An 11,854-nucleotide genomic window follows, 5' to 3' on the forward strand; every position below is an offset into this window, starting at 1 on the left:
TTGAGAACGGGCCCCGGTGTGATCACCGGGGCCTGTTCTTCTTGGGCGCGATCACCTCGTCGATCAGGCCGTACTCGAGGGCCTCGGCGGCGCTCAGGCTCCGGCCGGCGGCCAGGTCGTCCTCGATCCGGCTGCGCGGCTTCCCGGTGATCCCGGCCAGCCGGACCACCACCTCCTCCAGCTCACGCAGGTGCTGCCCGGCCGCGGCGGCCACCTCGTCGGCCGTGCCGGTGACCCCGGCGGCCCGCGGCTCGGCGAGTTTGAACCGGGCGTGCCGGTACGCCGCCCGCTGATCCGCCGCCGCAAGGATCGCCAGCACCGCCCCGCCCGCCTCCGAGGTGACCAGGGCGTGCACCGGAGCGGACAGTGAGTCGATCACGTCGATCACCGCGAGTGCCGCGCTCAGCTCCCCACCCGGGGCGGCCACGTGCAGTTGGATCGCCTCCGGCGCGGCCGAGTCGAGGGTCAGCAGGGCGGCCGCGATCCCGGTCGCCGTCTCGCCGGTGAGCTGCCCGCGAAGCATCACGATCCGCCGTTCGAACAGCCGCTCCTCGAGCCAGCCGGGGAAGCCGGGCTGCTGCGGCGGCCACTCGGGTGGCTGATTCGGCTGCGGGAACAGGGGCATCGGCACCTCCGGTCGTCGCGGGGTAGGCCCAGCGTATCCAGGGAGCCGTGGTTCTTCGGGGAAGAGCCACCACCGATGTCCCGGCAATGAGACAACAAGGTGGTGGGTGATGTCGTCTTATATCACAGCGAACGGACCCAAGTGCTCCGCCGGGGCACTCGCGACGGCTCCACCCTGATCCAGAAACGCGCCACCGGACCCGGCGCCGCCCGGCGCGTCGAGCGGGAACGGGCCGTGCTGATCCGGCTCGCCGGCGTTCCCGGAGTGCCCAGGCTCGCCGGCCACCAGTCCCGCCAGTTGCTCGTACTGGAGGACGACGCGGCCTCCCCGGTCCAGCGGCCGGTGCCCGTACCCCAGCTTCTGAAGATCGGTCGAAGCCTGGCGGCGACGCTCGCCGCCCTGCACCGCGCCGGGGTGGTCCATCGCGACGTCACGCCGGCCAACGTCGTCCTGCCGCCCGACGGGCCGGCGCTGCTCATCGACTACGACCTGGCGCTGGCCGGGGCGGCGGAGGCGGACGAGGCGGGCGGCCCGGTCGGAACGCTCGGCTTCCTGGCCCCGGAGCAGACCGGGCGGATCGGCCCGACGGTCGATCCCCGCGCCGATCTGTACGGCCTGGGCGCCACCCTCTACACGCTGGCCATGGGCGAGCCGCCGTTCACCGGCGACGACGCCCTGGAGCTGATCCGCGAGACCCTGGTGGAGCCGCCGCCCGTGCCCGCCGGGCTGCCACCACGCCTCAGCGAGATCATCATGCGCCTGCTGGAGAAGGACCCGGCGAACCGCTACCAGAGCGCCGAGGGGCTGCTCCATGATCTGACCCGCTGCCGGGACGATCCCGACGGTGGCTGGCCGCTGGGCGAGCGGGACTTCCCGGCCCGCTTCGTGCCACCGCCCGTCCTCATCGGCCGGGACCGGGAGGTGCACGCGCTGACCTCGGCGCTGGACCGGGCACTCACCGAGGGCAGCCGGCCGGTGCTGATCACCGGACCGTCCGGGATCGGCAAGAGCGCCCTCGCCCGCAGCCTGCGGCCGGCGGTGACGGCACGCGGCGGCTGGTTCGCCGCCGCGGCGTTCGAGCAGTTCCGGACCGGTACGAGCGGCGGCGGCATCACCCGGGCGCTGCGCAGCCTGATCCGTCTCGTCCTCGCCGAACCCGAATCCGAGGTGGCGGCGGACCGTGCGCGGATCGTCGCGGAGCTCGGCCCCAACGCCGTGGTAGCGGCCAACGCGATCCCGGAGATGGCCGACCTGCTCGGCGTCCCGGGCGGGCCGTCCACGTCCGACCCCACGACCGCGCAGGGCCGGATCGTGGCCACCGCCGTCGCCCTGATCCGGGCGCTCGCCGCCCGGCACCGGATCGTGATCGTCCTCGACGATCTCCAGTGGGCCACCTCCGGGACGCACCGGGTCATGGACGCGATCGTGAGTGCCGGGCCGATCCCCGGGCTGCTGTTGGTCACCACCTACCGGGACGAGGAACGGCCGCTCGCGGCGCTGCTCGACCGTTGGCAGCGCGACGGCGTGACGGAGCCGGTGATCCGGGTCGGTGGACTCGACCGCGAGGGGTCCGCCCGGCTCATCGGCGCCGTGCTCCGGATACCCCCGGAGGCCGCGTCCGTGCCGGCCGGACTGATCGAGGCGGGCGCCGCCGGCAATCCGTTCGCGACGGTCGAGGTGCTCAACGCCCTCCGCGCCGAGGGCCTGCTGCGCCCGGTCGCGGACGGCTGGCGGTGGGAGCCGGACGCGATCCGTGACTTCGTCCGCCGCCACCGGGTCCCGCAACTGCTGGCTGCCCGGATGGATCAGCAGGCGGGCGGGACACGCCGGATCCTGGCGGCGCTCGCCTGCCTCGGCGGTGACGTCGGTACCGGCTTCCTGGCCACCGCGACCGGGACGTCCGAGGCGGACCTGGCCGGGCGCCTGGCCCCGGCGGTCACCGACGGCCTGATCCTGCTCGCCGACGGCGCCGTCCGGTTCCGGCACGACCTGGTGCGGCAGGCCGCCCGGGACTGCCTGGCGCCCGGCGACCGGGAGCACCTCCAGCTGAGCATGGCCCGCGAGCTGTCCCGGCACGAGCGGTACCGGCAGGAGGCGGCCGAGCAGTACCTGCCGGTGGTGGACCTGGTGGACGCGCCGGACGAGCGGCGGGCCGCCGCCGGCCTGCTGCACGCCGCCGCCCGGCGGACCAGCCAGATGACCAACTACCAGGTCGCCGTCGAGTTGCTCGACGCCGCCGAGCGGCTCATGGACCCGGCGGCGGGGGAGCGGGACGCCGTCACCGTGGCCCGGCACACCGCGCTCTACTGCCTGGGCCGGCTCGACGAGGCCGACGAGGTGTACCGGGAGCTGACCGCCCGGTCCCCGGACCTGCTCGCGCTCGCCGCCGCCACCGCGAACCAGGTCAACAGCCTGAGCCAGCGAGGACACACCCGGGAGTCGTACGACCTCGGCGTGGACCTGCTCCGCCGGTTCGGCATCGACTCCCCGGACGACCCCGGTCCCGTGGTCCACCGGGAGGCGGCCGTCCTGCGGGACTGCGCCATCGACCTGAGCCGTGCCGCGGAGACCACCGATCCCCGGGTGCTCGCGGCGGGCCGGCTGCTCAACCGGCTGCTCGCGCCGGCCTACGTGCTGGGCCCGCTGCCGCATACGTGGGTGCTGCTCCAGGTCCTGGGGCTGTGGCGGCGTGCGGGGGTGTGCGCGCCGGTGGTCGGCTCGCTCGGCGCGGTGATCTGCGCGACGATCCACCTGTTCGACGACTACCGCACCGGTCACCGGTTGAGCCGGTACGTCGTCGAGGCCGGACGGGAGCACGGCTATCAGGCGGAGACCGCGATCGCCCGGTACATGCACCTCTTCGTGGCCGCGCACTGGTTCGAACCGCTGGAGGACATCGCCGAGGCCGGTCAGGACGCCCGCGAGGAACTGCTGACCGCCGGGGACGTGCAGGTCGCCGGCATGCTCTCGGCCCGCCTGGCGGCCGTGCTGCTGGAGACCGCCGACTCGCTGGAGACGGTCGCCGAGGAGATCGACGCCTCGCTGGCGTTCGCCGGGCGCACCGGCAACCGGATCGCGGCGCTGTCGCTGACCGAATACCGGGAGCTGGTGCGGGTGCTGCGCGGCCGGGAGCCGGGCGCCGAACCGCACGGACGCCCCACCTTCCCGGTGGCGCTGGCCATCCACTACGTCAACCGGGCCCTCGCCGCGCTGATGTGCCAGGACGACGAGGAACTGGACCGGTACGCCGCCGGGGCGATGGAGCACTGCGAGGCGATCCGCGGGCTCTACATCTGGGCGCTGGCCCGGGTGGTGCGCGCGATCGCCCTGGCCGCCCGGGTCCGGTCCGGCGACACCGGCGCCGCCGCCGAGCTCGGCACGGTCCGCGACTGGATCGCCCGCCGGGCCGCCGACGAGCCCCGCAACTTCCGGCCGCTGCTGCGTCTGGTCGACGCCGAACGGTGCTGGGCGCTCGGCGATCCGGACGGCGCGGCCCGCGAGTTCGACGCCGGCCTGCACGAGGTGGCCGGGCGGCCGTGGCACCGGGCCGTGCTCGCCCAGCGGGCGGCCCGGTTCCACCTCGACCGAGGGCTCGCACACGCCGGGCGGCAGCTGCTCACCGAGGCGCGCGACACCTACCGTCAGTGGGGTGCGGAGGGGCCGCTGCGACGGCTGGAGGCCGAGCACCCGTTCCTGCGCGCGGAACGGGTGAGCGACTCCGGCCACGGGACCGGCGCCGACCGGATCGACCTGATGGCGATCCTGCGGGCCTCCCGCGCGCTGAGCTCGGCCATCACGCTGGCCGACCTGGAGGCGCAGGTCGGGGACGTGCTCAGCGCCATGACCGGGGCCACCCGGGTGCACCTGGTGCTTCGTCACCCCGGGACGCGGGATCCGCGGCCGGCGCCGGCGACCGCGGTCCGGTACGTGACCCGAACCCGCCGCCCGCTGCTGGTGGCAGACGCGACCCAGGACGACCGGTTCGCGCGGGACCCGTACGTCGCCGCGCTGGACCACTGCTCCCTGCTGGCGATGCCCATCCCGAGCCGGACCGTCGACGTCGCCGTCCTGGTGCTGGAGAACCACCGGCAGGGCGGCGTGTTCTCCACCGACCGCCTGGAGACGGTGGAGCTGATCGCCGGGCAGCTGGCGGTCTCGCTGGACAACGCGCTGCTCTACGACTCGCTGGAGGACACCGTACGGGTCCGGACCTCCGATCTGGAGGCCGCGAACCAGCTCAAGGCCGACCTGATCGGCATGCTCGGCCACGAGATCAACAACCCGCTCGCGGCGATCCTCGGCGGCCTCGACCTGATCCTCGACGAGGACGAGCTGCCGGATCCCGTCCACCACTCCCTCATCCGGGTGCACCGGACCACCCGGCGGCTCGCCGCCATCGTCCAGGAGGTTCTCGACCTGGTCAGCCTCGACGCCGGCCGGCTCGTCGCGGCGCCCGTCCCGGTCCGGGTGGCCGAGCACGTCGAGGCGGCCCTGGCCGTCGCCGGCACCGGCCACGTCCCGGTGACGTGCCCGCCGGACCTGGTCGCCCTGGTGCAGCCGAGCCACCTCGACCAGATCCTGACCAACCTGGTCAGCAACGCCGCCAAGTACGGCGGTGGCGCCACCGCGGTCGTGGCCCGGGCGGACACCGCGGCCGTGACGATCGAGATCCGCGACGAGGGGCCGGGCGTGCCGCCGGAGTTCCGGGACCGGCTCTTCGACCGGTTCGCCCGTGCCGAGCCGACCGCGGGGAAGGTGCCGGGCACCGGTCTGGGGCTCTACATCGTCCGGGAGTTGGCCCGTGCCAACCATGGGGACGTCCACTACCGGGCCGGCGCCGGAGGAGGATCGAGCTTCGAGGTGACCCTCATGCAACCTGAGGGAGGTGGGAGTCGTCAGGGAGGCGTGAGAGCGAAGGAGGGGCTCGTGTGAAGAACGAGCGTGATGAGCAATTCCACCAGTTCGTGGTCAGCCGGAGGGCCGCGCTGGTGCGTACGGCGACTCTGCTCACGGCCGGCGACGCCCACCTGGCCGAGGACCTCGTCCAGTCCACGCTGACGAAGCTGTACGTCGCCTGGCCGGCGTTCCAGCGTGCCGACAACCCGGACGGTTACGTCCGGAGGGCGCTGGTCAACGCGCTGACCGACGAGCGGCGGCGGTGGTGGCGGCGCAGTGAGCGGCCGATGGCCGAGGTCCCGGACCGGGCGGCCGCCGAGCATGCCGGTGGTGACGTCTCCGACGGGCTGCGCGCGGCCCTGCGGGAGCTGCCACCGCGGATGCGGGCGGCGCTGGTGTTCCGCTACTTCTACGACCTCGACGTCGCCGACACCGCCGACGCCCTCGGGTGCTCCGAGGGGACGGTGAAGAGCCAGACCGCCCGGGCACTCGACCGGCTCCGGGCCGTGCTCGGCCCCAATCCCTCCTTGGCACTGCTCTGATCAGGAGAAATTGACATGATGAACCTCCACGACGGGCTGGCGCGGATCGCCGGCCCAGACGCCGAGCCGACCTCGGAGCAGGTCGCCGCCGACCTGGCCCGCGGCCGGACCGCGCTGCGCCGCCGCCGTACCGTGCAGGCCGCCGGCGGCTCCGTCTTCATGGCCGCCGCGCTGGCCGCCGTGATCGTCGCCGGCACCGGCATCGCCTCCGGCCCGTCCGGCCCTTCCGGCCCGGAGGCCGCCGGCGACCGGCCGTCCACCAGTTCCCCGGCGACCGGTCCCACCGCGCTGGTCGCCTACCAGGGTGAGCAGCCGAAGGGCTTCACCCTGGACAAGGTCCCCGAGGGCTGGGTGCTCCAGGGCGCTGACGAATACGGCATCACCATCGCCCCGAAGGGCGCTCCCGACAACGACCCGCACAGCTTCGCGGGCAAGATCATGGCCCAGCTCCAGGAGTTCGGGCCGGGCGAGGACATCGCCGGCGGCAAGAAGCTGACCATCAACGGCAAGGAGGCCGTGCTCACCAAGATGCTCGACCAGACCACCGGTCACGCCCTGTTCGTGAACCTGGGCGAGAACCGCTGGATGATCGTCCAGGTGTGGGACGGCCTGGGCTGGGGTGAGCAGCAGGTCGTCGAGTTCGCCAGTGGCATCCACGTCGACGACAGCGCCAAGGTCACCCACGGATAGGTGACGGGTGGGCGCGCGTCACCAGCCGCGCGCCCGCCACTCCTGGAGGTTCGGGCGTTCCGCGCCGAGTGTCGAGTCCTTGCCGTGGCCCGGGTAGAACCAGGTGGCGTCACCGAACCGGCCGAAGACCCGGGCCTCCAGATGGTCCATGATCTGGTGGTGGTTCTCCGGGCTCGCCGTCCGCCCATGACCTCCGGGGAACAGGCTGTCGCCGGTGAAGAGATGCTCGCCCCGGTAGGACAGCACGATCGAACCGGGCGTGTGCCCCACCACGTGGATCACGTCGAGCGTGTGCCCGCCCACCTCGACGGTGTCGCCGTCGAGCAGGGTCCGGGTCACCACCGGGATCCCGGCGGCGTCGTCGGCGTGCGCCAGCGACTCGGCGCCGGTCGCCTTCACCACCTCGTCCAGCGCCTGCCAGTGGTCGGCGTGCCGGTGGGTGGTCACCACGGCGCGCAGCCCGGCCGGGCCGATCAGGGCCAGCAGTGTCCCGGCGTCGTTGGCCGCGTCGATCAGCAGCTGCTCGCCGGTCGCCGCCCGCAGCAGGTAGGCGTTGTTGTCCATCGCGCCGACCGACACCTTGGTCAGGGTCAGGCCGTCGCCCAGGTCACGGACCGCCGGCTCGCCGCCGGTCACCACGTCGCCGGTGTACTCGGAACTCATCTCCACCTCGCGGGCTCGGGTAGCTCGCCGTCCGGCGAGACCGTCAGATCGGCGCCGTCCGCCCGGCCGATCAGCCAGGCGGCCAGCGCCCTGGTCGGGCCGCCGACGACCGGGCCCGCACCGGAGCCGATCACCAGCGGGTGCTCCAGGCCGAACGGGCGCAGCACCATGTCCGGCGAGCCGGCCGGCGGATCGGTGACGATCGCCCGCAGCAGGCGCAGCGCGAACGCGTCCGGCCAGTCGGCGGGGGTGTAGCCGCGGCCCAGGTCGACCCGGTGCACCTCCACCTCGCACAACCGCAGCCAGGGAACCGCGGCGGCGCTCTTCGCCAGCGGCAGCCGGGTGGTCCAGGCGGCCGCCGGCATCGCGGCCGCGGCGTCGGCGAACCGCTCGTGCGCGGCCCGCAGATCCGCCAGCTGCTCGGCCACCGGACGGGCCGCGCCCGCCTCGATGCCCGCCGTCCGGTCCTCCGGCGACGCGTACGCCGGTGTCTCCACCCCGGTCCGGGCCCAGGTCAACAGGTTGGTCAGGGCGTCCGCGTTGCGCGCCAGATGGGTCAGCACGTGCCCGACCGTCCAGCCCGCAAGCAGCGACGGCGCGCCCATCTCGCCGTCGGCCAGCGAACCCGAGGCACGCAGCAGCGCCTCGGTGGCGTCCTCCACGTCCGTCATCAACACCAGCGGATCCATGGTCACAGCCCGACCTTACCGGTGCGGCGCCCGCCGCCACGGAATTCGCTTTCGCCGCGCTGACCAGGGCCGTACCGTCGTGGCAGACGCGCTGATCGATCGAACCCAGCGGAGGAGGTGAGGACCGTGCGTTTCACCCGTGCCGCGTCCCTTCACCCGGGGGCCTTCGCCTGATCCCCAGGCGCCGCCGTCCCCCAAGACCGTAAAGGGTTTCCATGTCGTACCCCCTGTCCCAGCTCGGCTGGGACGACCACTTCGTATCCACCTTCCGGCGTTTCGACCGGCCCGACTCCGAACCCGGGCGGGTCCTGCGGGCCGACCGTGGCGTGTGCACGGTGCTGACCGCCACCGGGGTGACCCGGGCCACCCTCGGCGGGGGCGTCCTGCTCGACGCCGCCCGCGACCCCGCCACCCTGCCCTGTTCCGGCGACTGGGTGGTGCTGCGCCGATGGCCCGACCGGCGGACCACCCTCGAGCTGGTGCTGCCCCGCCGGACCACGCTGATCCGCCGTACCGCCGACAAGGACGCGTCCGGCCAGGTCCTCGCCGCGAACATGGACACCATCGCGGTCGTCGAACCGATCCATCCGGAGCCCGACGACGCCCGCGTCGAACGCCTGCTCGCCCTGGCCTGGGAGTCCGGGGCCGACCCGCTGCTGGTGCTCACCAAGAGCGACACCTGCGCCGACCCCGGCGCGATAGCCCGTCAGCTCGGCGCCCTCGCGCCCGGCGTGCCGGTGCTGCCGATCAGCGTCCAGCGCGGCGAGGGCCTCGACCGGCTCCGTGAGCACGTCGGCCCGGGCCGCACGCTCGCCCTCCTCGGCCGGTCCGGCGCCGGCAAGTCGACCCTGGCGAACGCGCTGGCCGGCGCCACCGTCATGCCGGTCCAGGAGATTCGTGACGCGGACGGCAAAGGCCGCCACACCACCGCCTACCGCAACCTGATCACCGTGCCCGGCGGCGGCGCGGTCATCGACACGCCCGGCATCCGGGGCGTCGGCCTCCTCGACACCGGCGGCGGCCTCGACCGCGCCTTCGCCGACGTGACCGGCCTGGCCGGGCGCTGCCGCTTCGACGACTGCCGCCACGAGCGGGAGCCGGGCTGCGCCGTCCAGGCCGCCCTCGCCGACGGCTCGCTGCCACCGCGCCGCCTGGCCAGCTGGCGCAAACTCCGCCGCGAGGTCGAGGTGGAGAGCGGGCGGCGCTCGGTGCGCCTGGCCCGCCAGCGCCGCACCCCCACACCCCCGAGTTCCCGCCGCCGGTAAATACAAGATCAACACCATTTTCTTGTACGGGTCTGCGGAGCGCTGCCCTACCGGTGATCTCGCTGCCCACCCCAGGCCGTCGCCCGCCGCCGGGCTGTCCCGCATGGCCTCCGGGGCGCTGCGCGCCCCGAACCGGGCGGTGGTCCGGGCCGTTGCGGAACGGCAAGCGCACACGACTGGCCCTGCGTGTGTGCCCGTCGTGGCTGTGGTGTGGGTGGGCGGTCACGGCATTGCGATCGTGTGCGCCTGCGCTCCCTGGGTGACCGTGACCGTGACCGTGCGTGCGGCCATCCGCGTGAGGGGCGGGCGCGGGGTGGCCAGCGGGGACGCCTGGGGTGAGCGGCGGCACATGCGGATGGTGGCGGTCAGCCGGGCCGGCCCGGCCACCGATCTCCGCCCGGCGGGGGCGGCACAGGCGTGAGCGGGCAGTGTGCTCGCCGGCTGGGCGGAACTGGAACGATTCTGTGATGACGGTCCGCCGCGTACAAAAGCGTGGTCTTGATCTTGATTTTTGAGAGTAAGCGCACGTCATGGCGCGGGTGGCGGCGCTGGGAGGGGCGGTTGCGGCTCTGGCACAATTCGGCCGGTGCGTGCGGCGGATGGGATGACCGGAGAGCAGGCGGCGGCGGTCGTGGAGGAGCCGGCGGCGAGCCCGGGCGATGAGCGGGACGCCCGGTGGCGGCTCGTCGATCTGTGGATCGCGCTGGGGTTCCTGGCGCTGGCCGTGCTCGTGGTGATCCAGTTGTGGATCGACCCGAACGGGCGGGTGCTCGCCGGCAACGACGACGATCACGGGATCTTCCTGTTCATGCTGGCCCACGCCGAGCGGGTGATCTTCGACGGGGCGCCGCTGTTCTACGAGGACCGGTTCAACGTGCCGGTCGGTGTGAACATGATGGCGAACACGTCCATCCTGGCGCTGGCGTTGCCGCTGGCGCCGGTCACACACTTCCTCGGCGGTGGAGTGACCGTCGCCCTGCTGATCACTCTCGGTCTCGGCGGGACGGCCTTCGCCTGGTACTGGGTGCTCAGCCGGCATCTGGTGCGCAGCCGGCTCGCGGCCTGGATCGGTGGCGTCTGGTGCGGCTTCGCCCCGGCCATGGTCTCGCACGCGAACGGGCACGTGAACTTCGTCAGCAACTACGTGCTGCCGTTCATCGTCTGGCAGGTGCTGCGTCTGCGGGAGCCCGGCCGGGTGTGGCGGGGCGGGATCATTCTCGGTCTGCTGATCGTGTTGCAGATCTTCATCAACGAGGAGGCGCTGCTCTTCGCGGCGCTCACTCTGGGGATCTTCGCGGGCTCCTGGGCGCTGATGGCGCGGGACGAGGCCCGGCTGGTGTGGCGACGTTTCACGGCCGGGCTCGGGGTGGCCGCGCTGACCTCCGGCGTGCTGGCCGGCTACCCGCTCTGGTACCAGTTCTTCGCCCGTGGCAACTATCACGGGCAGCCGTTCGAGCCGACCGCCTACGTCACCGACCTGGCCTCGCTGGGCGCCTACGCCCGGCAGTCACTGGCCGGCCTGGGCGTGGTGACCCGGCGGCTGAGCGTGAGCGCGACCGAGGACAACACGTTCTTCGGCCTGTTCGGTCTGGTGATGATCATCGTGGCGATGGTGATGCTGTGGCGGTCGGTGGCGCTGCGGGCCACCGCGATCGCCGGGCTCGCGCTGCTGGTCATGTCGCTCGGCCCGCAGTTGCGGGTGCTGGGCTTCAGCACCCGGATCCCGCTGCCGTTCGCGCTGGTCAGCCACGTGCCGGTGATCGACCTGGTGAGCGTGACCCGGTTCGCCATGGTGCCGGCCACGGTAGCCGGCATCCTGCTGGCCTTCGCGGCGGACCGGATCGGGTCGTACCCGCCGGAGCGCCGCCGCCGGTTCTGGATCGGCATGACCCTGGCCCTGGTGCCGCTGTTCCCGAAACCGCTGCCGGTGGTGCAGGGCGACCCGATGCCGGCGTTCCTCACCGAGGGGATCTGGCGGCAGTACGTGCCGGAGGGGAAGACGCTGGTCACCGTCCCGCTGCCGGACGTGACGACCGGGCGGACCGGACAGCGCTGGGCGGCCCTCAACAATCTCGACTACCCGACGCCGCGCGGCTACTTCATGGGCCCGGCCAACGCGCCGTTCGACGACACCGGCTCCTGGTTCGCCCCGCACCGCTACACCTCGGAGCTGCTCTGGAGCGTCCGGGAGTACGGCTTCCGGCCGGTGCTGACCGACGCCGACCGCCTGCGGATCCGCGGTGATCTGGATTACTGGCGCGCCGCCGTGGTGATGCTGGTTCCGGACAGCCGGAATGGCTCGCTTCTGCGATCGGTTCTGGTAGACGTGCTCGGCGAGCCGCAGTTGGTGGGCGGCGTCGAGATCTGGCGGGTTAACTCGTAAGAGTGAGCGGGTGTGTCCGGGAAATTGTCATACCCCGTCGCTAGAGTGTCTGCTCGACTCATACACCTGTACGGGTTCGACCCTGAATGCGGAAAGGCTGG

At 73.1% G+C, this 11,854-nt stretch carries 9 protein-coding genes; 6 read left to right on the forward strand and 3 right to left on the reverse strand.

Annotated features, from left to right (window positions below; translation table 11 throughout):
- Window positions 1-22: 22 nt before the first annotated feature.
- Window positions 23-625: a ClpP family protease gene (locus tag IEZ13_RS05710; RefSeq protein WP_183217547.1), complete on the reverse strand. Its 603-nt coding sequence runs from the start codon at window positions 623-625 to the stop codon at window positions 23-25.
- Window positions 626-766: 141 nt separating this feature from the next.
- Between IEZ13_RS05710 and IEZ13_RS05715 the strand changes: the two genes are divergently transcribed.
- The 3 genes from IEZ13_RS05715 to IEZ13_RS05725 are packed head-to-tail and all read left to right on the forward strand — an operon-like array spanning window position 767 to window position 6,753.
- Entirely contained in the window at window positions 767-5,557 is a 4,791-nt protein-coding gene (locus IEZ13_RS05715; RefSeq protein WP_229794475.1) for a sensor histidine kinase, read from the forward strand.
- Window positions 5,554-6,063 (forward strand): SigE family RNA polymerase sigma factor, encoded by a 510-nt coding sequence (locus IEZ13_RS05720; RefSeq protein WP_183217550.1) that lies wholly within the window; start codon window positions 5,554-5,556, stop codon window positions 6,061-6,063. The genes IEZ13_RS05715 and IEZ13_RS05720 overlap by 4 nt, the downstream gene beginning before the upstream one ends.
- 15 nt (window positions 6,064-6,078) lie before the next feature.
- Window positions 6,079-6,753, forward strand: coding sequence for a hypothetical protein (locus IEZ13_RS05725; RefSeq protein ID WP_183217551.1), 675 nt, complete (start codon window positions 6,079-6,081; stop codon window positions 6,751-6,753).
- Window positions 6,754-6,771: 18 nt separating this feature from the next.
- Here the strand turns inward: IEZ13_RS05725 and IEZ13_RS05730 are convergent, their stop codons facing one another.
- Together IEZ13_RS05730 and IEZ13_RS05735 are read right to left on the reverse strand one after the other, a co-directional pair.
- On the reverse strand, window positions 6,772-7,416 hold the full coding sequence (locus IEZ13_RS05730; RefSeq protein ID WP_183217552.1) for an MBL fold metallo-hydrolase: 645 nt from the start codon (window positions 7,414-7,416) through the stop codon (window positions 6,772-6,774).
- Complete coding sequence (locus IEZ13_RS05735; protein ID WP_183217553.1) at window positions 7,413-8,111, reverse strand: maleylpyruvate isomerase family mycothiol-dependent enzyme; 699 nt, start codon at window positions 8,109-8,111, stop codon at window positions 7,413-7,415. Before IEZ13_RS05735 ends, IEZ13_RS05730 begins: the two co-directional genes overlap by 4 nt.
- A gap of 209 nt (window positions 8,112-8,320) precedes the next feature.
- Between IEZ13_RS05735 and rsgA the strand changes: the two genes are divergently transcribed.
- The 3 genes from rsgA (at window position 8,321) to IEZ13_RS05750 (ending at window position 11,753) form a co-directional block, all read left to right on the forward strand.
- A complete protein-coding gene (gene rsgA, locus IEZ13_RS05740; RefSeq protein WP_183217554.1) occupies window positions 8,321-9,370 on the forward strand; it encodes a ribosome small subunit-dependent GTPase A in 1,050 nt (349 codons plus the stop codon).
- 259 nt (window positions 9,371-9,629) lie between these two features.
- A complete protein-coding gene (locus IEZ13_RS05745; protein WP_183217555.1) occupies window positions 9,630-9,791 on the forward strand; it encodes a hypothetical protein in 162 nt (53 codons plus the stop codon).
- A 165-nt stretch (window positions 9,792-9,956) separates the two neighbouring features.
- Window positions 9,957-11,753: a glycosyltransferase family 87 protein gene (locus tag IEZ13_RS05750; RefSeq protein ID WP_229794476.1), complete on the forward strand. Its 1,797-nt coding sequence runs from the start codon at window positions 9,957-9,959 to the stop codon at window positions 11,751-11,753.
- The last annotated feature ends 101 nt before the right edge of the window (window positions 11,754-11,854 follow it).

The sequence above is a fragment of the Actinoplanes campanulatus genome, assembly GCF_014647795.1.
Classification (GTDB): domain Bacteria; phylum Actinomycetota; class Actinomycetes; order Mycobacteriales; family Micromonosporaceae; genus Actinoplanes; species Actinoplanes campanulatus.

What these genes read in the sequence shown, in the direction of transcription:
- rsgA (WP_183217554.1), top strand. Translation starts at nt 8,321, where the DNA reads ATGTCGTACCCCCTGTCCCAGCTCGGCTGGGACGACCACTTCGTATCC.
- IEZ13_RS05725 (WP_183217551.1), top strand. Translation starts at nt 6,079, where the DNA reads ATGATGAACCTCCACGACGGGCTGGCGCGGATCGCCGGCCCAGACGCC.
- IEZ13_RS05730 (WP_183217552.1), bottom strand. Translation starts at nt 7,416, where the DNA reads ATGAGTTCCGAGTACACCGGCGACGTGGTGACCGGCGGCGAGCCGGCG.
- IEZ13_RS05710 (WP_183217547.1), bottom strand. Translation starts at nt 625, where the DNA reads ATGCCCCTGTTCCCGCAGCCGAATCAGCCACCCGAGTGGCCGCCGCAG.